This is a genomic window from Amnibacterium soli, assembly GCF_039544415.1.
GTDB lineage: Bacteria > Actinomycetota > Actinomycetes > Actinomycetales > Microbacteriaceae > Amnibacterium > Amnibacterium soli.
Genome location: NZ_BAABLP010000002.1, coordinates 33,599 through 52,541, shown reverse-complemented (window position 1 = coordinate 52,541; position 18,943 = coordinate 33,599). Strand labels below are relative to the sequence as shown.

18 protein-coding genes are annotated in these 18,943 nt (G+C 73.0%); 8 read left to right on the top strand and 10 right to left on the bottom strand.

The features are described 5' to 3' along the window. Positions 1-56: 56 nt before the first annotated feature. Positions 57-914, bottom strand: coding sequence for an aldo/keto reductase (locus ABEA53_RS04185; RefSeq protein WP_345479742.1), 858 nt, complete (start codon positions 912-914; stop codon positions 57-59). A 106-nt stretch (positions 915-1,020) separates the two neighbouring features. Then, positions 1,021-1,401 (bottom strand): thioredoxin, encoded by a 381-nt coding sequence (trxA, locus tag ABEA53_RS04180; RefSeq protein ID WP_345479741.1) that lies wholly within the window; start codon positions 1,399-1,401, stop codon positions 1,021-1,023. 57 nt (positions 1,402-1,458) lie between these two features. Here trxA and ABEA53_RS04175 point away from each other — a divergent pair, with 57 nt between their 5' ends. Next, on the top strand, positions 1,459-2,115 hold the full coding sequence (locus ABEA53_RS04175; protein ID WP_345479740.1) for an SDR family oxidoreductase: 657 nt from the start codon (positions 1,459-1,461) through the stop codon (positions 2,113-2,115). Between the two features lie 133 nt (positions 2,116-2,248). Here ABEA53_RS04175 and ABEA53_RS04170 read toward each other — a convergent pair whose 3' ends face one another. Both ABEA53_RS04170 and ABEA53_RS04165 read right to left on the bottom strand, forming a co-directional pair. Further along, the gene (locus ABEA53_RS04170; protein ID WP_345479739.1) at positions 2,249-3,301 is read right to left on the bottom strand and encodes a sodium:calcium antiporter; all 1,053 of its coding nucleotides are present in this window, start codon (positions 3,299-3,301) and stop codon (positions 2,249-2,251) included. A gap of 80 nt (positions 3,302-3,381) precedes the next feature. Further along, positions 3,382-4,266 carry a manganese catalase gene (locus ABEA53_RS04165; protein WP_345479738.1) on the bottom strand — a complete coding sequence of 295 codons (885 nt, stop codon included), beginning with the start codon at positions 4,264-4,266 and terminating at the stop codon, positions 3,382-3,384. 194 nt (positions 4,267-4,460) lie between these two features. On the opposite strand from ABEA53_RS04165, the gene ABEA53_RS04160 reads away from it, so the two are divergent. Then, positions 4,461-5,117 carry a peroxiredoxin-like family protein gene (locus tag ABEA53_RS04160; RefSeq protein ID WP_345479737.1) on the top strand — a complete coding sequence of 219 codons (657 nt, stop codon included), beginning with the start codon at positions 4,461-4,463 and terminating at the stop codon, positions 5,115-5,117. Between the two features lie 64 nt (positions 5,118-5,181). Here the strand turns inward: ABEA53_RS04160 and ABEA53_RS04155 are convergent, their stop codons facing one another. Both ABEA53_RS04155 and ABEA53_RS04150 read right to left on the bottom strand, forming a co-directional pair. Then, positions 5,182-6,078: an SDR family oxidoreductase gene (locus tag ABEA53_RS04155; RefSeq protein ID WP_345479736.1), complete on the bottom strand. Its 897-nt coding sequence runs from the start codon at positions 6,076-6,078 to the stop codon at positions 5,182-5,184. Between the two features lie 10 nt (positions 6,079-6,088). Then, positions 6,089-7,099: a DMT family transporter gene (locus ABEA53_RS04150; RefSeq protein ID WP_345479735.1), complete on the bottom strand. Its 1,011-nt coding sequence runs from the start codon at positions 7,097-7,099 to the stop codon at positions 6,089-6,091. Between the two features lie 82 nt (positions 7,100-7,181). Here ABEA53_RS04150 and ABEA53_RS04145 point away from each other — a divergent pair, with 82 nt between their 5' ends. The 3 genes from ABEA53_RS04145 to ABEA53_RS04135 all read left to right on the top strand — a co-directional run bounded on the left by ABEA53_RS04145 (position 7,182) and on the right by ABEA53_RS04135 (position 10,372). Next, complete coding sequence (locus ABEA53_RS04145; protein ID WP_345479734.1) at positions 7,182-7,739, top strand: CGNR zinc finger domain-containing protein; 558 nt, start codon at positions 7,182-7,184, stop codon at positions 7,737-7,739. Between the two features lie 45 nt (positions 7,740-7,784). Beyond that, positions 7,785-8,849 (top strand): epoxide hydrolase family protein, encoded by a 1,065-nt coding sequence (locus ABEA53_RS04140; protein ID WP_345479733.1) that lies wholly within the window; start codon positions 7,785-7,787, stop codon positions 8,847-8,849. A gap of 113 nt (positions 8,850-8,962) precedes the next feature. Beyond that, positions 8,963-10,372, top strand: a complete 1,410-nt coding sequence (locus ABEA53_RS04135; protein WP_345479732.1) for a dihydrolipoyl dehydrogenase family protein — start codon at positions 8,963-8,965, stop codon at positions 10,370-10,372. A gap of 4 nt (positions 10,373-10,376) precedes the next feature. On the opposite strand, the gene ABEA53_RS04130 is transcribed toward ABEA53_RS04135, so the two are convergent. Next, complete coding sequence (locus tag ABEA53_RS04130) at positions 10,377-12,062, bottom strand: alpha-glucosidase (RefSeq protein ID WP_345479731.1); 1,686 nt, start codon at positions 12,060-12,062, stop codon at positions 10,377-10,379. Between the two features lie 131 nt (positions 12,063-12,193). Here ABEA53_RS04130 and ABEA53_RS04125 point away from each other — a divergent pair, with 131 nt between their 5' ends. Then, positions 12,194-14,317, top strand: coding sequence for a glycoside hydrolase family 36 protein (locus ABEA53_RS04125; protein ID WP_345479730.1), 2,124 nt, complete (start codon positions 12,194-12,196; stop codon positions 14,315-14,317). Between the two features lie 12 nt (positions 14,318-14,329). On the opposite strand, the gene ABEA53_RS04120 is transcribed toward ABEA53_RS04125, so the two are convergent. Beyond that, a complete protein-coding gene (locus tag ABEA53_RS04120; protein WP_345479728.1) occupies positions 14,330-14,860 on the bottom strand; it encodes a GNAT family N-acetyltransferase in 531 nt (176 codons plus the stop codon). Next, positions 14,857-15,465 carry a GNAT family N-acetyltransferase gene (locus tag ABEA53_RS04115; protein ID WP_345479727.1) on the bottom strand — a complete coding sequence of 203 codons (609 nt, stop codon included), beginning with the start codon at positions 15,463-15,465 and terminating at the stop codon, positions 14,857-14,859. The genes ABEA53_RS04120 and ABEA53_RS04115 overlap by 4 nt, the downstream gene beginning before the upstream one ends. A 94-nt stretch (positions 15,466-15,559) precedes the next feature. Here ABEA53_RS04115 and ABEA53_RS04110 point away from each other — a divergent pair, with 94 nt between their 5' ends. Further along, positions 15,560-16,318, top strand: a complete 759-nt coding sequence (locus ABEA53_RS04110; protein ID WP_345479726.1) for a hypothetical protein — start codon at positions 15,560-15,562, stop codon at positions 16,316-16,318. A 16-nt stretch (positions 16,319-16,334) separates the two neighbouring features. On the opposite strand, the gene ABEA53_RS04105 is transcribed toward ABEA53_RS04110, so the two are convergent. Beyond that, the gene (locus ABEA53_RS04105; RefSeq protein WP_345479725.1) at positions 16,335-17,840 is read right to left on the bottom strand and encodes an aspartate ammonia-lyase; all 1,506 of its coding nucleotides are present in this window, start codon (positions 17,838-17,840) and stop codon (positions 16,335-16,337) included. A 162-nt stretch (positions 17,841-18,002) separates the two neighbouring features. On the opposite strand from ABEA53_RS04105, the gene ABEA53_RS04100 reads away from it, so the two are divergent. After that, on the top strand, positions 18,003-18,872 hold the full coding sequence (locus ABEA53_RS04100) for an LLM class F420-dependent oxidoreductase (RefSeq protein WP_345479724.1): 870 nt from the start codon (positions 18,003-18,005) through the stop codon (positions 18,870-18,872). Positions 18,873-18,943 lie beyond the last annotated feature (71 nt).

Sequence of the window (18,943 nt, the reverse complement as noted above, 5' to 3'; positions counted from 1 at the left end):
CGGAAGGGCCGCCTCCCGGTGAGGGGAGGCGGCCCTTCGCGAGGGTCGAGCGGCGGTCAGACGGCCTGCTCGAGCTCCTGGACCTCGTCCGGGCTCAGCTCGATCTCGCGGGCCTTCATGTTGTCCTCGAGGTGCGCGACGGACGACGTGCCGGGGATCGGCAGCATCACCGGCGAGCGGTGCAGCAGCCAGGCCAGCGCCAGCTGCGAGGGCGTCGCGTAGTGCTTCTTGGCGAGCTGGTCGAGCTTGCCGCCCTCCTTCGCCAGGCCGCCGGTCGCGAGCGGGAACCACGGGATGAACGCGATGCCGTGCTGCTCGGAGTGCTCGAGCAGGGGCTCGGCGTCGCGCTTGGCGAGGTTGTAGAGGTTCTGGACGGAGACGATCGTCGCGACCTTCTGCGCCTCCTGCAGCTGCTCGACCGACACCTCGGACAGGCCGATGTGCCGGATCTTGCCCTCGTCCTGCAGCTTCTTCAGCTCGCCGACCTGGTCCTCCAGCGGCACCTTCTCGTCGATGCGGTGCAGCTGGAACAGGTCGATGGCGTCGAGCTTCAGGCGGCGGAGGCTCTGGATGGCCTCCTGGCGCAGGTACTCGGGGCGTCCGACGGGCGGCCAGACGTTCGGGCCGGTGCGCGTGAGGCCGGCCTTCGTCGCGATGACGACGCCGTCCTTGTACGGGTGCAGCGCCTCCGCGATCAGCTCCTCGGCCACGTAGGGGCCGTAGGAGTCGGCGGTGTCGATGAAGTCGACGCCGAGCTCGACCGAGCGCTTCAGCACCCGGATCGCCTCGTCGTGGTCCTTCGGCGGACCCCAGACCCCGGGACCCGTCAGCTGCATGCTGCCGAAGCCGAGGCGGTGGACCGTGAGGTCGCCGCCGATGGTGAACGTGTCACTGATGGTTGTCGTGTCACTCATAGGACCCCAGCTTGCGCCTCGAATCTGAGCGCGAGTCGAACCCCGGCTGAGGACGACGAAGGCCCCGCCGGTCTCGGCGGGGCCTTCGTCGGAACGGGAGCGCGGCTCAGGCCTGCGCGCCCTCCTGCTGCTTCTGCTGCTCCGCCCACTGCTTGCGGACGTCGTCCATGTCGAGCTGCTGGACCTGCTCGATCAGCGACTCGAGCGCCTGGCCGGGCAGCGCGCCCGGCTGGCCGAACACGGGGATGCCGTCGCGGTAGACGACGAGGGTCGGGATCGACGTGATGCCGTACATCCCGGCGAGCTGCTGCTGGTCCTCGGTGTCGACCTTCGCGTAGGTGATGTCCGGGTGCTGCTCGCTCGACTGCTCGAAGACCGGGGCGAACTGGTGACACGGGCCGCACCAGTCGGCCCAGAAGTCGATGAGCACCGTGCCGTCGGCCACGGTGTCGTTGTGGTTCTCGATGGTCAGAGTCTTGGTCGCCATGGTGGCATTGAACCGGGTTCGGGTTCCGCGCATTCCCGCTGAGTACCGTGCCGGTCCATGAGCACAGTCGTGATCGTCGGTGGCCACGGAAAGGTCGCACTCCGCCTCGCGGAGGCGCTGACCGGCCAGGGCCACACCGTCCGCAGCACCATCCGCAACGAGGCGCACGGCGCCGACGTGGAGGACGCGGGCGCCGAGCCGTACCTGCTCGACATCGAGGGCAGCGACGCGGAGGACTTCGCCGAGGTCTTCGGCAGCGCCGACGCCGTCGTGTTCAGCGCCGGAGGGGGCGGGGACGGGAACGTCGAGCGCAAGCGCACCGTCGACCTCGAGGGCTCGCTGAAGTCGATTCAGGCCGCGAAGCTGACCGGCATCGCCCGCTTCGTGCAGGTGTCCGCGATGGGCGTCGACGAGCCGGTCGCGGACGACGCGGCGCCCGCCTGGCGCGCGTACGTCGACGCGAAGCGCGATGCGGACGAGGCGCTGCGCGCCAGCGGTCTCGACTGGACGATCGTGCGGCCGGGCGCGCTGACCGACGGGCCCGCGACCGGCGCGGTGCGGACGGCGCCGCGGCTGCCGCGGGGCGAGATCTCGCGCTCGGACGTCGCCGCCGTGATCGTCGCCGTGCTCGAGGACGATTCGACCATCGGCTCGCAGTTCGAGGTCACCGAGGGCGACGACACGATCTCGGACGCGATCGCGTCGCTGGGCTGACGCGCACGGCTTCGACCGGGGCCGGCGGGCGGGGCGAGAGCCGCCGGCCTCCGGACGGATCTCGTGCACAGGAACGGCCGGTCGAGGGCCGGGCGTCCCGTGGGGATCACTCGACCGGAGGCCGCTGAAGGCGTCAGGTGCCCGCGATCGCGAACAGCCCGACGATGCCCGCCGCGTAGAGCACGAGCACCACGAACGAGTCGACGCCCATCTTCGCGATCCGCCGCTGCGGGCGGAAGAGGATGCCGAGCAGGTAGACGAGCGTCAGCACGATCGCGAGCGCCGTCAGGTAGATGTCGGTGCCGTGCGCCTGCGGCAGCACCGCCTTGCCGGAGATCAGCGCCGCCACGAGGAAGAGCACGGGCAGGAACGCGTTGCCGCCGAAGATGTCGCTCACGGCGAGCTTGTAGTCGCCGTTGCGGACCGCCGTGAGCCCCGTGGAGATCTCGGGCAGCGACGTGGCGAGCGCGAGCACGGTGGAGCCGAAGAGCACGCCGGAGAGCCCGATCTGCGTCGCCGCGGCGTCGCCGCTCCGCTCGAGCACGACGCCGGCGACGAGGGTCGCGACCGCGGCCACGGCGAAGATCACGGCCGCCTTGGCCGTGCTGGTGCCGTGCTGCTTCGCCTCCGTCTTCTGCCGGCTGTGGCCGCGCGGCTCGGGCTGCGCGTCGGGCGCGGTGCCGTCGCCGTGCCACGGCAGCGAGCGCTGCGCCCGGTTCACGAGCAGCAGCCCGACGATCCAGACCACCGCGATCAGCAGGCCCGCGGGCGGGATGCGCCACAGGATCGCGCTCGCGGGCAGCTGGGTGCCCGCGATCGCGACGGCGAGGACCGTGATGACCAGCCCGGCCTCGACGATCAGCGGCAGCGACGCCGCGCGGTACGTCAGCGGCTTCCCGCCGCGCACGCCGACCGCGTCGAGCACCACCAGCACGACGGTCTGCAGGGCGATGCCGCCGAGGATGTTGCCGAGCGCGATCGACAGGTCCCCGGAGATCGCCGCGCTGACCGTGATCGCGATCTCGGGCAGGTTCGTCGCGATGGCGAGCAGGATCAGGCCGCCGAGCGCCTCCCCCAGGTGCAGCCGCGCGGCGAGCACGTCGGTCTGCCTGCTCAGCTGCACGCCGGCGATCCAGGTGACGCGCGCGGCCGCGACGAAGAGCAGGAGCAGCAGGGGGAAGGGCATGGTGCGGGGCCTTCTTCTCGCAGCGGAGCGCCCGGCCCCTCCCGTGAGGGGAGGAGCCGGGCGCGGGGTCGCACGGGAACCTACTTGTTCGTGACCGCGTCCTTGATGACACCGGTGGCCTTCTCGACCAGGTTCGGCGTCGCGGACGTGCCGTAGAAGCGCGGATCCACCTGCGTCGGCGGCGCGTAGGGCGCGGGGGCGGGGTAGGGCGCCTCGACGTAGGAGAACTCGCCGCGGCCGTCGGGCGTGGGGCCGCTGGCCCAGGTGCCCTCCTTCGCGGCGGCGCCGTCGGAGAAGTTGATGTACTTGTACTCCACGTCCTGCACCTCCTTGCTGATCGGGAAGTTGCTCGGCACCGGCAGCAGCTCGTGGCCCTCGGCCTGCAGCTCGGCCGCAGCGGCGGTCCACTGGTTCTGGTGCATCGTGTCGCGGGCCAGGAGGAACGAGAGCAGGTCGCGCACGCCGTGGTCGTCGGTCGCCTGGTAGATGCGGGCGGCCTGCAGCCGGCCCTGCATCTCGGCGTTCGCGTTCGCGGTGAAGTCGGCGAGCAGGTTGCCGCTCGCGGTGATGTAGGAGCCCTGCCACGGGTTGCCGTTGCTGTCCACGGGGCGCGCGCCGGCGCCCGCGACGATCGCGTGCTGCACGTCCATGCCGCCGATCACCGCGGCGAGCACCGGGTCGGACTTCGCGGCGGCCTCCGACTGCTCGACCGGCGCCTTCTCGAGCAGCTGGGCGATCATCACGGCGAGCATCTCGACGTGCCCGAACTCCTCGGCGGCGATGCCGAAGACGAGGTCCCGGTACTTGCCGGGGATGTGCATGTTCCAGCCCTGGAACGCGTACTGCATCGCGACGCTGATCTCGCCGTACTGGCCGCCGAGGATCTCCTGCATCCGGCGGGCGTAGATCGCGTCCGGCTTGCTGGGCTTCGTCTTGTACTGCAGCTCCTGCTTGTGGAAGAACATGGCACCCCTTCGCCGTCCAGGCTGACCGATCGGTCGGCCGCTGCTGATCGACGGTAGGCAGCGGCTCTTGGGAATGGACGGATCGGCGGAGGGGGTTGACTTCCCAGTGTGCGCGGCGGACCCGGCTGCCGCTCCGTGACTCCGTGTTACTCCCGCGGGCCCGTCGCGCAGTCGCCCGTCCGTAGCCTCCGCGCATGAGCACTCCGACGATCGCCGACCAGGTCGGCACCTTCAACGACGGGTTCACCGCGCAGATCGGGCCCGACCTCTCCGACGTCTTCGCCCGCGAGCAGGCCGACCTCACTGCGGCGGGCGTGCCGCAGGGCGCGGTCGCCGAGGGCGACGCGGTGCCCGAGGCCGACCTCGTGCGCGCCGACGGCTCGGCCGTCGCGCTGACGGACGCGCTCGGCGGCAGGCCGGCGGTGCTCGTCTTCTACCGGGGCGCCTGGTGCCCGTACTGCAACATCGCGCTGCAGACCTACCAGCGCGACCTGCTGCCGGCGCTGCGCGACCGCGGCGTCGAGCTGGTCGCGATCAGCCCGCAGACCCCGGAGGGGTCGGAGCAGGCCGTGCAGAACGGGGGCCTGGAGTTCACGGTGCTGTCCGACCCGAGCAACGCGCTCGTCCGCCGGCTCGGCATCCTCACCGAGCCCAGCGGCGAGGCGCGCCAGGCGCACACCGCACTCGGCTTCGACGTGGCCGACAGCAACGCCGACGCGACGGGCGACATCCCGTTCCCGACGGTCCTCGTGATCGACGCGGACCGCGTCGTGCGGTTCGCGGACGTGCACGTCGACTACACGACGCGCACGGAGGTGCCGACGATCCTCGAGGCCGTCGACCGCCTCTGAGCCCGCGCACGGCTGCGGGGGCCCGGCTCGCGCCCGGCCCCCGCAGCGGTGCAGCGGTGGCGCCCTACGGGGTGGGCATGCCGCCGTTCACGTTGAGGGTCTCGCCCGAGATGTAGCTCGACTCGGCGCTGGCCAGGAAGACGTAGGCGGGCCCGAGCTCCGCCGGCTGGCCCGGGCGTCCCATCGGGGTCTGCAGGCCGAACTCGGAGAGCGCCTCCGTCGGCTGCCCGCCCGCCTGCTGCAGGGGCGTCCAGATGGGGCCCGGCGCGACGACGTTCACGCGGATGCCCTTCGGCGCCACCTGGCCGGCGAGGCCCTTGCTGAAGGCGTTGATCTGCGCCTTCGTGCTCGCGTAGTCCACGAGGGTCGGGCTGGGCTCGTAGGCCTGGATCGACGAGGTGTTGATGATCGTGCTGCCCGGCTCCATCACCTTGACGGCGGCCTTGCACGTCCAGAACAGCGAGTAGACGTTCGTCTTCATCGTCTCGTCGAACTGCTCGGTGGTGATGTCCTCGATGGACTCCTGCGTCTGCTGCTTGCCGGCGACGTTCGCCAGGATGTCGAGCCCGCCGAGCTCGTCGACCGCCTTCTGCACCAGCTGCTCGCAGTAGGCCTCCTCCTTCAGGTCGCCGGGGAACGCCACCGCCTTGCGGCCGGCCTCCTCGATGAGCCGCACGACCTCCTTCGCGTCCTCCTCCTCGGAGGGGAGGTAGGAGAGCACGACGTCGGCGCCCTCGCGGGCGAAGGCGAGCGCGGCGGCTCGACCGATGCCGCTGTCCGCACCGGTCACGACGGCCTTGCGGCCCTCCAGCCGGCCGGTGCCGCGGTACGTGCTCTCACCGGCGTCGGGCTTCGGGTGCTGCTCCTGCTCGGTGCCCGGCCCCTCCTGGTACGCCTTCCAGCTGTCGTCGGGCTTCGGGTACTGGGTCGTCGGGTCCTGGAGGCTGTACTGGTCGCTCACGCCGGGAACGCTACGAGTCACTCCGGGACGTCTCCCGCACGCGGGCTGCACGCAGCCCGAGCGCTGCCCGGGAGCGCCTGCGAACCGCGTGCGGCTCCGCTGCGACCGCTCCCGGGACCTCGCGCTGCAGCTTGACGAGCACGACGCCGGCCAGGATCAGCGCGCCGCCCGCGAACTGGATCGGCGCGGGCAGGTCGCCGAGCAGCAGCCAGGCGGCGAGCACGGCGAACAGCACCTCGAGCAGCCCGACGAAGGAGGCGACGCGGCTGCCGAGCCGCACGCCGCCGGCGATGCCGAGCAGGTAGGCGGCGGAGGTGGAGACGAGCACCATGACGCCCGCGGACAGCCACCAGGGCGCGGGAGCACCCGCGAGGCGCACGTCCGTGAACGCGAACGTCAGGGGCGCGAGGCCGACCACGGCGAGCAGGGCCAGCAGCGCGCAGCCGACGAGCATCGAGGCCGCGAGCAGCACGATCGGGTGCAGCTGCGGGTCGATGCGGGCGTTGATCACGTAGTAGACGGCCACGCCGACGGCGGCGGCGAGGGCCAGCAGCGGGCCGACGGGGTCGACGCCGCCCGCGCCGCCGAGGTCGACGACGAGCAGGAGCCCGAGGATCGCGAGCACCGAGCCGGCGAGCACCCGCCCGCCGGGGCGCCGCCGGGTCCGCAGCCAGGCCCAGAGCACGAGCAGCACCGGCGCCAGGTACTCGATCAGCAGCGCGACCCCGACCGGGATGCGCGTGATCGCGGAGTAGTAGAGCAGCTGCGTGCCGACGACGGCGAAGGCGCCGTAGGCGAGGATCGTGCCCGCGTTGCGCCGGAGCACGGACCAGCGCCCCCGCAGCAGCAGCAGCGCCGGGACGACCAGGACCAGGAACGTGCCCGCGCACCGGCAGAGCACGGCGGCGGAGGAGCTCCAGCCCGCCTCGAGCAGCGGCCGCACGAAGGGCCCGCCGACACCGAACGCGAACGCCGCCAGCACGGCGAAGGCGAGGCCGCTCGCCGCGGTCGTGCGATGCATGACGACTCCTCCCGGTCATGAGTCAAAGTGCGTACACTCATGACATCGGGCGTCAGCCTACCGTTCTGCAGTCAGGAGTCAATTGCTGTTCACTCATGACGTCGAGCTGAGCCTCGCGGCCGCCACCACGCTCGTGAACACGCTGCCCGGCGCCTCGCACAGCGGCGAGGACGAGCTGACGACCCCGGAGCAGCTGAACGCCTGGTTCGAGGACGAGGGCTTCACCGGCGACCGGCTCGGCACGGAGGAGGAGCTCGAGTCCCTGCGCGCGCTGCGGCACCGCCTCCGCGCGCTCTGGTCGGCGGAGACGGACGCCGAGGCCGCCGACCTCGTGAACGCGATGCTCGCTGAGGGCGGAGCGCTCCCCCGCCTGGTCGACCACGACGGGCTCGGGCTGCACATCCACGCCAACAGGCCGGATGCGCCGCTCGCCGACCGCGTCATGGTGGAGGTCGCGATGGCGTGGGTGGACGTGCTGCGCCAGGGCGAGCATCCGCGGATGAAGCAGTGCGCGGCCGACGACTGCGACGCGATCCTGGTCGACCTCAGCCGCAACCGCTCCAAGCGCTTCTGCGACGTCGGCAACTGCGGCAACCGGATGAACGTCCGGGCGTTCCGCGCCCGCACCGCCTCCTCCTGAGCCCTCGCTCGAGGGCTGTCCCAGGGGCGGAGCAGACTGCGCCGCATGAGCGATGCCCCCGACCGCGTCCCCGACGAGGTGCTCGACGAACTGCGCCGACGGCTCCGGGACCGCAGACGCGTGCCGGCGGTCGGCAGCGGGTGGGCGCGCGGCGTCGACGCGGCGTACCTCGACGACCTGCTGCGGTACTGGGCGGAGGAGTACGACTGGCGCGCGGCGGAGGACCGGATCCGGGCGCTGCCGTGGACGCGCGCGGGCGGCCTGCGGTTGGTCCACCAGCGGGCAGCCGCCGAGGACGCACCGGTGCTCGTGCTGCTGCACGGCTGGCCGGACTCGGTGCTCCGCTTCCAGCGGGTCCTGCCGCTGCTGCAGGACGTGCACGTCGTGGTCCCCGCGCTGCCCGGCTACCCGTTCTCCGACTCCCCCGGCACGGCGGGCGCGCTGATGGCCGAGCCGATCGCGGCCGCGATGGCCGAGCTCGGGCACGAGCGCTACGTGGTGTCCGGCGGCGACATCGGCACGGGCGTCGCGGAGGCGCTCGCCCGCCTGGTCCCCGAGCACGTCTCGGCGCTGCACCTGACCGACGTGCCGTCCCGCGCACTCGCGCTCGTCCCCGATGCGCAGCGCTCCGAAGGTGAGCGGGCGTTCGCGGAGGAGGTGCGCCGCTGGACCGAGGCGGAGGGCGCCTACATGCACGAGCAGTCCACGAAGCCCGCGACGCTCGCGGTCGGCCTCGGCGACTCCCCCGCGGGCCTCGCCGCCTGGATCGTCGAGAAGCTGCGGTCGTGGAGCGACTGCGACGGCGACGTCGAGGCCGCGTTCCCGCGCGACGACCTGCTCACCTGGATCACGCTCTACTGGGTCACGGGCGCCATCGGCACCTCCTTCGCCCCGTACGCCGAGCGGCTGCCGCCGGTGCAGGAGCGGGTGGCGGCGCCGCTCGCCGTGACCCTGTTCCCTCGCGACCTGCTGCACGCGCCGCGCGAGCTCGCGGAGCGCACCTTCGACGTGCGCGTCTGGGACGAGCAGCCGTCCGGCGGCCACTTCGCCGCGTGGGAGCGGCCGGAGGCGTTCGCCGCCGCGGTCCGCGCCGCGATCGCCCTCGGGTGAGCCGGCGCCCACCCGACCTCCGGATCCGCCCGGACGTGCCGCCCGGCCACCAGGGGCGCCCCTAGCGTCTCCGGGGACGCGGTCGGGAGGTACCCGCCGTGCGGGAGGCCACCATGACCGACTCGGACCACTACGACCTCGCCGTGATCGGTGCGGGCCCCGCCGGCACCGCGGCCGCGCTGCGCGCCGCGGAGCTGGGCGCGCGGACCGTCGTGCTCGAGTCGGGCCGCGTCGGCGGGACGTGCGTGAACACCGGCTGCGTGCCCACGAGGGTGCTCGCGAAGACCGCGCGGCTCGTGCGGGAGACGCGGAACGCCGCGGAGGCGGGCATCGCCGTCGGCGACCCGAGCGTCGACTGGCCGTCGGTCGTGCGGCGGGTGCAGGACCGCGTCGACGCGGTGCGGTCGGTCAAGCGCGAGACCGTGCGGTTCGCCGACGCCGGCATCGAGCTGGTGCAGGAGGGGCGGGCGCGGTTCGCGGACGACCGCACGCTCGTCACCGACTCCGGCCGCCGGATCACGGCGGACGCGATCGTCGTCGCCGTCGGCGGGCACTCGCGGCGCCTCCCCGTGCCGGGCGCGGAGCTCGCCACCGTGCCGGAGCACGTGCTCGCCCTGCCCCGGCTGCCGCGCCGGGTGGCCGTGATCGGCGGCGGCAACACCGGCGCGCAGCTCGTGACAGTGTTCGACGCCTTCGGCTCGGACGTCGTGCTGCTCGACGTGGCGCCCCGCATCCTCACCACCTCCGACGCCGACGTGTCCGCCGCGGTCGCCGCGGCCTTCGTCGAGGACGGGGTCGACGTGCGGACAGGCATCGACGGGGTCGACCGGCTGGACCCGGCGGACGACGGCGCGATCACGCTGTCGTGGCGCGAGGGCGGGTCCGCCCGCTCCGCCGTCTTCGACGCCGTGGTCATGGCCACGGGCTGGCCCGCCGACGTCGGCGACCTGGGCCTCGAGCACGCGGGCATCGAGACGGTGCGCTCGGCGATCCCCGTCGACCAGTACTTCCGCAGCGCCGTGCCGCACGTCTTCGCCGTCGGCGACGCGAACGGGCGCGACATGCTCGTGCAGGCCGCGCAGTTCGAGGGCGAGGCGGCGGCGGAGAACGCGGTGCTCGCCGCGAACCGGCGGACGCCCCACCACCTCCTGCCGTCCGGCGGCTTCACCGACCCCGACTACGCGGGCGTCGGTCTGACCGAGGCGGAGGCGCGCGACCGCGACCCGCAATGCGTCGTCGCGACGGTGCCGTACGCGGACCTCGACCGAGCGGTGATCGACGAGCGGGAGCGAGGCTTCCTCAAGCTGATCGCCGACCGCCGCCGCGGCCTGCTGCTCGGCGCGCACGCCGTCGGTGAGAACGCGGTGGAGGTGATCCAGGCGGTGACCACCGCGATGGCGGCGGGCATCGACGTGTCGACGCTCGCGAACGTGCAGTTCGCGTACCCCACCTACAGCGCGGTCATCGGCATCGCCGCCCGCGCGATCACGCGCAACCCGGCGCTGCCCGCCACGCTGCGGTGACGGCTCAGTCGAGGAGGTAGATGCGCGACTCCCACGCGTCGAGCGTGATGGACCCCGGCGGCAGCGCCGCCGGTCGCTCCGGCACGGAGCCGAGCAGCAGGCGCGCGCCGGCCCACCCGTCGCCGAGCTCGAGCTCCCGCGACCGGCGGCTGCAGTTCGCGAGGACGAGCAGCCGCTGTCGTCCGAGGACGCGCACGTAGGCCCAGACGTCCGGATCGTCGTCGAGCACGCCGGTGAAGTCGCCTGTCGCGAAGACCGGGTGCTCGTGACGCAGGGCGATCAGCGCGCGGTAGTGCTCGAACACCGAGCCGGCCTTCCCGACCTGCGCGGCGGCGTTGAGCCACGACCGGTTCGGGTTCACCGGCAGCCAGGGCTCGCCGGTCGTGAAGCCGGCGCTGGGCGACGCGTCCCACTGCACGGGCGTGCGGGCGTTGTCGCGGCCGACCTTCGCCATGCCGGTCAGCGCCGCCTGCTGGTCGAGACCTTCGTCGATGACCCGCTTCCAGTGGTTGACCGCCTCCACGTCCTTGTGCTCGTCCGCGGTGCGGAACGGGTAGTTGGTCATCCCGAGCTCCTCGCCCTGGTAGACGTACGGCGTGCCGCGCATGCCGTGGAGGATCGTGGCGAGCGCCTTCGCGGACTGGTCCCAGTGGGCCGGGTCGTCGTCCCCGAAGCGGGAGACCGCGCGGGGCTGGTCGTGGTTGTCCCAGTAGAGGCTGTTCCAGCCCTGCTCGGCGAGCGCGGTCTGCCACCGGTGCAGCGACTGCTTCAGCGCCAGCCGGTCCAGGCCGATCCAGTCCCACTTCGACGCGCCCTGGTCGAGCGAGACGTGCTCGAACTGGAAGACCATGTCGACCTCGCCGCGAGCGGGGTCCGTGTAGCGGATGGCCTCCTCGGTCGTGACGCCCGGCATCTCGCCCACCGTCAGGAACTGCCCCTCCCGCCCGGCGAATACCCGCTCGTGCATCTCAGCCAGGTACTCGTGGATGCGGGGGCCGTTCGCGAACAGCTCGAACGCGTTCACGTGCCGCTCGCCGGGCACGGGCGGGGCGTCGGCGAAGGACTGCTCCTTCGAGATGAAGTTGATGACGTCCATCCGGAAGCCGTCGACCCCGCGGTCGAGCCACCAGCGCATCATCTCGTAGACGGCCTCGCGGACGTCCTCGTTCTCCCAGTTCAGGTCCGGCTGCTTCCGGTCGAACAGGTGCAGGTAGTACTGGCCGCTCGCCTCGTCCCACTGCCACGCGGAACCGGAGAAGAAGGAGCCCCAGTTGTTCGGCTCCTGCCCGTCGCGCGGGTCGCGCCAGACGTACCAGTCACGCTTCGGGCCGTCCTTCCCGGAGGCGGACTCCACGAACCAGGGGTGCTCGTCGGAGGTGTGGTTCACGACGAGGTCCATGACGAGCTTCATGCCGCGCGCGTGCAGCGCGGCGATCAGCTCGTCGAGCTGCTCGAGCGAGCCGAACAGCGGGTCGATGTCGCGGTAGTCGCTGATGTCGTAGCCGTTGTCGGCCTGCGGCGACCGGTAGATCGGCGACAGCCAGACGACGTCGACGCCGAGCGTCGCGAGGTGGTCGACGTGCTCGAGGATCCCGCCGAGGTCGCCGATCCCGTCGCCGTTCGAGTCCGCGAAGCTGCGGGGGTAGACCTGGTAGACGACGGCGGAGGTGAACCACGCGGGATCGGACACCCGCCCATCCTGGCCCGCGCCGCCTCCGCATCGGTAGCGGGGCCCTCCGCTGCTCCTCCGCCGGTGCGCAGCGGCGCATCAGCAGCGGAGGCCCCCGTCAGCGGTGGAGCGCTCCCGGCAGAATCGTGCGCGTGCTCGATCTGACCTGGGGCGACGACGCCTTCCCCCTCCGCTTCACCGCCACCGACGACGGGCCGGTGATGGCGTCGGTCGCGCAGGGCGTCGACGCGGCTGAGCCGCGGCGGCCGGAGCAGCGGGCGCGGCCGGCGCTCGTGGAGGCGCTGGTGCTCGGCGAGGGCCGCGGGCTGAACAGCATGCGGGCCATCCGCACGACCGTCGGCGACCGCCTCCGCCACGTCGAGCACCGGGAGGCGTCGCTCGACCGCGGCCGCAGCATCGAGATCGTGCAGCGCGACGAGCGGACCGGGCTCGTCGCCGCGACGACGATCGCGCGGTTCGACGACCTCGCCGCCTACCGGGTGACGACCACGGTCACGAACGACGGCGCCGCGCCCGTCGTGCTGCAGCAGGTGACGTCGGGCACGTTCATCGGCCTCACCGGGCACCTCGGCGCGACGGCGGAGCTGGACCTCTGGACCGCGCGCAGCGAGTGGTGCGCCGAGAACCGCTGGTCGTCCACGGCCCTGAGCGGCGCGGCGGGCTTCGCCGAGATCGACACCGAGCTGCACGGGCACTTCGCCCGCGGGAGCATCGCGCTCGCCGGGCACTCCACGTGGCCGTCCGGCGAGTGGGTGCCGGTCGCGGTCGTCGAGAACCGCGACACGGGCCGCGCGCTCGCGTGGCAGGTCGAGCACAACGGGCCGTGGCGGTGGGAGCTCGACCAGCTGTTCGACCCGGCGGAGGCGCTCGCGCTCGCGCTGCTCGGCCCCACCGACCTCGACCACGCCTGGACCACGCGGCTCGAGCCCGGCGACTCCTTCACCACGGTGCCCGCCTCCGTCGCCCTCGCCGACACCGGGCTGCAGGGCGCGATCGGCGAGCTGACGGAGCACCGCCGCCGCTCGCACCTCGACGCGCACGCGGACAGCGCGCGGCCGCTGATCTTCAACGACTACATGAACGCGCTGATGGGCGATCCGACGACGGAGAAGCTGCTGCCCCTGATCGACGCCGCCGCCTCCGCCGGTGCCGAGATCTTCTGCATCGACGCCGGCTGGTACGACGACGACGGCGACTGGTGGCCGAGCGTCGGCGCGTGGGAGCCGTCGACCGTGCGGTTCGGCGAGCTCGGGCTGCCCGGGCTGCTGCAGGTGATCCGCGACCGCGGCATGACGCCCGGGCTGTGGGTCGAGCCGGAGGTGGTCGGCGTGCGCTCCCCCGTCGCGCAGCAGCTGCCCGAGGCCGCGTTCATGCGGCGGGGCAGCGTGCGCATCGTGGAGCACGACCGGTACTTCCTCGACCTCCGCAGCCCGGACGCACGGGCGCACCTGGACGCGGTGTTCGACCGGCTGATCGGTGAGTACGGCGCCCGCTACTTCAAGTGGGACTACAACGTCACGCCCGGCTCGGGGCCCGACAGCGACGCCTCCGGGCCGGGCGAGGGGCTGCTCGGGCACACGCGCGCGCTGCTCGCCTGGGTGGAGGCGTTGCGAGCGCGCCACCCGGGCGTCGTGCTGGAGGCGTGCTCGTCAGGGGCCCAGCGGATGGACGCCGCCACGCTCGCGCGGTTCGACCTGCAGTCGACCACCGACCAGCAGGACGCCCGCCGCTACCCGACGATCGCGACCGGTGCGCCGATGGCGATGGCGCCCGAGATGGCCGGCAACTGGGCGTACCCGCAGTCGGAGTGGTCCGACGAGCGCATCGCCTTCACGCTCGTCACCGGGCTGTCCGGCCGCCTGTACCTGTCGGGCAACCTCGACCGGCTCGACGAGCGGCAGCTCGCCGTCGTGCGGGAGGCGGCAGCCGTGTACCCGGCGGTGATCCAGCACCACGCGCACGCGCTGCCGGCCTGGCCGCTCGGCCTGCCCGCGTGGGAGGACGCGCAGGTCGCGCTCGCCACCGCGACGGCGGAGTCGACGCTGGCGTTCGTCTGGAACCGCGACGCGGACGCGACGTCGGCCGTGCTCTCGTTCCCGGCGCTGGCCGGCAGCGGCGTCGAGGTGGAGACGGTCTTCCCGACCGGCCTGCCCGCCTGGCCGACGACGTGGGACGCCGAGGCGGGCGCGCTCACCGTCGACCTCACCGGCGCCGGAGAGGCCGCCCGGGTCCTCCGCCTGAGTCCCGCCCGCTGACGTCTCCGGGAGTCAGAGGGCGCGCTCGAAGACGAAGTCGTCCTCGTACTGGTCGCCGAGCTTGAAGCGCTTGGTGCCGACGCGCGTGAAGCCGTGCTTGACGTAGAAGCGCTGGGCGCGCACGTTCTCCTGATTGGTGCCCAGCCAGATCCCGACCGCCCCGCGGTCGCGGGCGGCGTCGAGGCTGCGGCTCAGCAGCTCGGAGGCGGTGCCGCGCCCGTGCGAGCCCTCGCGGACGTAGATCTTCGACAGCTCGACCGTCGGCCGGATCCGCACCACCGCGGCCACGTCGGGATCAGCGGGATCACCCGTCACGAGCATCGTGTAGCCGTCGAGCGGCGCACCGGACTCGTGCTCGGCGACGAGCAGCGTGCGCGCGGGATCCGCGAGGTACCGGGTGAACGCCGCCGGTGAGAGCGAGGTGGCGATGAAGTCGGCGATCGCCTCCTCCGTCGTCGAGGGCGGGCAGGCGAGCGCGAACGTCGCGGCAGCGACCTCGGCGAGCGCCGCCGCGTCGGTCGGCACCGCCGGACGGACGGTCACCGGCGCACCTGCCCGGCCTCGGACGCCTGGAGCGCGCTCCAGTCCTGCTCCAGCAGCCCCATCAGCACCTCGTCGGTGAAGGCGCCGTCGAGGAAGACGGCCTCGCGGCGGACGCCCTCGAGACGGAAGCCCGCCTTCTCGTAGGCGCGACGGCCCCGGCTGTTGAACGCGGCGACGGCGAGGCCGATGCGGTGCAGCCCCATCACGCGGAACCCGTACCGCGCGACGACCCGGACGGCGTCGGTGCCGTGCCCCCGTCCGACGTGATCGGGACCGATGAGGATGCCGAGGGTGGCGGACCGCGCGGGCAGCGCCGCGCCCCACAGCGTGACGTGGCCGACGAGCTGCTCGGTCTCGAGCGACTCGATGCTGAACCCGACGCCCGAGCCCGAGTCGTTGATGCTCCAGCGGCGGAACAGGTCCTGGTTCGGGCCCGACGGCTGCGGGCGGATCGTCTGCTGCTGGAAGACCTGCCACTCGGGATCGGCCCACCACCCCTCGAGGACGCCGAGGTCCCGCTCCTCGAGCGGGCGGAGCCGCACCTGCTCCCCCATGAGCACGGTGCGGCCGAACGCCTGGGCGTCATCCGGGTCCTGCAGAGCCATGCCGCCAGTATCCCGGCCGGTGCGCACCTGCTGTCGGAGGGTGGTGGTGAGGTGTTCTCCCCAGCGCCCGTGCCGACGACGGAGGAGGACACCGGTGGCCGACAAGATGGACGTCGAGGCGCGGATCGCGCACTTCCTGCGCGTCTCGCAGGACGCGTCGGCGACGCAGGCCGAGCGGGACACCGCGGGTCAGGAGGCGGAGCGGCTGCTCGCGAAGCACGCGATCGACCGGCTCACCCTCGACGTCGACGGCGCGAAGCGGGCGGAGCGGGAGCCGATCGAGCAGGCGTCGATCGACGTCGCGGGCGGACGCGGCACGGTGGCGCTCGACGTCGTGGTCGGCCTCATCGCGGCGGCGCGGGCGCTCGGCCTGGTCGCGCACTACCGGGACCGCCGCACCGTCGACCGCGTGTGGGACGCACCCGACGCCGTGCCGCGGGTGGAGCTCGCGGTCACCGGCTTCCGCTCCGACCTGGCGCTCGCGGTGCCGCTGCTCGAGTCGCTGCACGTGCAGGCCGTGCTCGCGATGCGCACCTGGTGGCGCGCCGAGCCCCGCCACCGGCTGATCCCGAGGTGGGACGCGCACCTGGCCCGCTGCGCCTTCGTGCAGGAGTTCGGGCGCGGTGCCGCCGCACGCCTCTCGGAAGGGCGCGAGGCGGCCGTGACCGCGAGCGCCGCGGGCACGGCGCTCGTGGTGGCGTCCCGCGAGGCGCAGGTGCAGGACTGGGTGGAGGAGCACGTGCAGGTCCGTCGAGCGACGGACCGCCGCTCGTTCTCGGGCTACGGCCGCGCGCCCGGCTACGCCGCCGGCCTGCGCTCCTCCGGTACCGCGCACCGCGCCGTCTCGTCCTGACGGCGCGGTCCGAGCGTCAGATCGAGTCCGCCTCCGCAGGGCTCGCGATCGCGATCGTCGCCGTCTCCGGGCCGACGACCGGCACCGAGGCGGTGATCGGCGTCGAGTTGGTCAGCCGCTCGGGCGCCGTGAGCATCTCGACGCGCTCCCGGTCCATCAACCCGGCCTCCACGACCAGGTCGGCGACGTCGCGCCCGGTCAGCAGCGCCGCCTTGGCGAGCGCAGACGCGGCCGCGTACCCGATGTAGGGCGTGAGGGCGGTGACGACCCCGACGGAGGTGCGGACCATCGAGTCGAGGCGGTCCACGTTCGCGCGGATGCCCTCGACGCAGTGCTCGCGCAGCGTGCGGCAGCCCGCGGCGAGCCACGCGACGTTCGTGAGGATGGAGTGCAGGATCACCGGCTCGAACGCGTTCAGCTGCAGCTGGCCCGCCTCCGCGGCCATCGTCACGGTGACGTCGTGACCGACGACGGCGAACGCGATCTGGTTCACCACCTCCGGGATCACCGGGTTGACCTTGCCCGGCATGATCGACGACCCCGCCTGCCGCGGGGGCAGCACGATCTCGCCGAGGCCCGCCTGCGGACCGGAGGAGAGCAGGCGCAGGTCGTTGCAGATCTTCGACAGCTTCACGGCCGCCCGCTTGAGCACGCCCGACATCTGCATGAAGACGCCGGTGTCGCTCGTCGCCTCGATGAGGTCCCCGGCGGTGACGTACTGCTCGCCGAGCAGCTCGGTGAGGTGCGCGCGGACCGTGGAGGCGTAGCGCGGGTCGGCGGTGATGCCCGTGCCGATCGCGGTCGCGCCGAGGTTGATCTCCCGCAGCAGCGGCAGGACCTCGCGGATGCGGTCCTCGTCCTCGCCGAGCGTGGTGGCGAAGCCGTGGAACTCCTGGCCGAGCGTCATCGGCACCGCGTCCTGCAGCTGCGTGCGCCCGACCTTCAGCACGTCGTGGAACTCGCGGCCCTTGTCCGCGAAGGCGGCCCGCAGCGCGACGTGCTCCACGAGCAGGTCCTCGAGCGCGAGGGCGATCGCGATCTTGGCGGCGGTCGGGTAGACGTCGTTGGTGCTCTGGCTGCGGTTGACGTCGTCGATCGGGTTCAGCGTCGCGTAGTCGCCGAGCGGGCGGCCGGCCAGCTCGAGCGCGATGTTCGCGACGACCTCGTTCGCGTTCATGTTCGTCGAGGTGCCGGCGCCGCCCTGGATGACGTCGACCACGAACTGGTCGTGGTGGTCGCCGCGGCGGACCGCGACGCAGGCCTGCTCGATCCAGCCCGCCTTGGTCGAGTCGAGCGCCCCGAGGTCGCGGTTGGCGCGCGCGGCGGCCTGCTTCACGATCGCGAGCGCGTCGACCAGGCGGGGATGGCGCGAGATCGGCGTGTTCGAGATCGGGAAGTTCTCGAGCGCTCTCGCCGTGTGCGCGCCCCAGTAGGCGGCGGCGGGGATCTCGACGGCCCCGAGGCTGTCGGTCTCGATGCGGGTGGTCGGGGTGGGCACGGTCGGGTGAGCGTCGTCGGTCACGAGGGGTCAGGCTACGCGGAGGGACGACCGGCGCCGGTCCGCGCTCGACGCCGTCGGCGGGCGCGGGCTGCGCCACCTGTCCCCGGCACCGGACCGCAGGCCGGTGCTCGTGCGTCACGGGACCGGTTCGCGGCCCGGGCCGAAGGGGACGACACTGCTGCCATGCGGCTCGCGGTGCACTACTGGAACTTCTCGACCCCCGGCGGTGCGCCTCGCATCGCCTCCGCCCTGCGCGACACGGCGCAGGCGGCCGACGAGGGCGGCGTCAGCGCCCTCACCCTGATGGACCACTGGTTCCAGATGGAGGCGCAGGGCCGGGCCGAGGAGCCGATGCTCGAGGGCTACACGGGCCTCGGCTTCGTCGCCGGGATCACGCAGCGGCTGCGGCTGGGGCTGCTCGTCACGGGCGTGACGTACCGCCACCCCGGGCTGCTCGCGAAGACCGTGACGACGCTCGACGTGCTGTCCGAGGGGCGCGCCTTCCTCGGCATCGGAGCCGCCTGGTACGAGCGCGAGCACCTGGCGCTGGGCGTGCCGTACCCGCCGCTCAAGGAGCGGTTCGAGCGGCTCGAGGAGACGCTGCAGATCTGCCGGCAGATGTGGAGCGACGACGACGGGCCGTACGAGGGCGCGCACTACCGGCTCGCCGAGACGCTGTGCTCGCCGAGGCCGCTGCAGAGCCCGTACCCGCCGATCCTCATCGGCGGCGGGGGCGAGAAGAAGACGCTTCGCCTCGTCGCGCAGTACGGCGACGCGTGCAACCTCTTCGAGCTCGGCCCCGACGAGGTGGCCAGGAAGATCGACGTGCTGCACGGGCACTGCGCCGACCTCGGCCGGGACCCCGCGGAGATCGACGTCACGATGACCGCGGCGCTGGCCGCCGACTACGACCCGGACGCCTTCCTCGAGCGCATGCGGGCCTACGCGGCGCTCGGCGTCGCGCAGGTGTCGGTGAGCGTGCCGCCGCAGGACCCGGCCGCCTTCGTCGGGGGCCTGGTGGAGCGCGTGCTCCCGGAGCTCTCCCGCTTCTGACGGGACTGCAGGGCCGCCCTCGGGCAGACGACCGCGGGCGGCCCTGCAACATCCGAGGAAGTGTTGCGTAG

What these genes read in the sequence shown, in the direction of transcription:
- ABEA53_RS04175 (WP_345479740.1), top strand. Translation starts at nt 1,459, where the DNA reads ATGAGCACAGTCGTGATCGTCGGTGGCCACGGAAAGGTCGCACTCCGC.
- ABEA53_RS04150 (WP_345479735.1), bottom strand. Translation starts at nt 7,099, where the DNA reads ATGCATCGCACGACCGCGGCGAGCGGCCTCGCCTTCGCCGTGCTGGCG.
- ABEA53_RS04115 (WP_345479727.1), bottom strand. Translation starts at nt 15,465, where the DNA reads ATGGCTCTGCAGGACCCGGATGACGCCCAGGCGTTCGGCCGCACCGTG.
- ABEA53_RS04170 (WP_345479739.1), bottom strand. Translation starts at nt 3,301, where the DNA reads ATGCCCTTCCCCCTGCTGCTCCTGCTCTTCGTCGCGGCCGCGCGCGTC.
- ABEA53_RS04165 (WP_345479738.1), bottom strand. Translation starts at nt 4,266, where the DNA reads ATGTTCTTCCACAAGCAGGAGCTGCAGTACAAGACGAAGCCCAGCAAG.
- ABEA53_RS04135 (WP_345479732.1), top strand. Translation starts at nt 8,963, where the DNA reads ATGACCGACTCGGACCACTACGACCTCGCCGTGATCGGTGCGGGCCCC.
- ABEA53_RS04160 (WP_345479737.1), top strand. Translation starts at nt 4,461, where the DNA reads ATGAGCACTCCGACGATCGCCGACCAGGTCGGCACCTTCAACGACGGG.
- ABEA53_RS04185 (WP_345479742.1), bottom strand. Translation starts at nt 914, where the DNA reads ATGAGTGACACGACAACCATCAGTGACACGTTCACCATCGGCGGCGAC.
- trxA (WP_345479741.1), bottom strand. Translation starts at nt 1,401, where the DNA reads ATGGCGACCAAGACTCTGACCATCGAGAACCACAACGACACCGTGGCC.
- ABEA53_RS04140 (WP_345479733.1), top strand. Translation starts at nt 7,785, where the DNA reads ATGAGCGATGCCCCCGACCGCGTCCCCGACGAGGTGCTCGACGAACTG.
- ABEA53_RS04100 (WP_345479724.1), top strand. Translation starts at nt 18,003, where the DNA reads ATGCGGCTCGCGGTGCACTACTGGAACTTCTCGACCCCCGGCGGTGCG.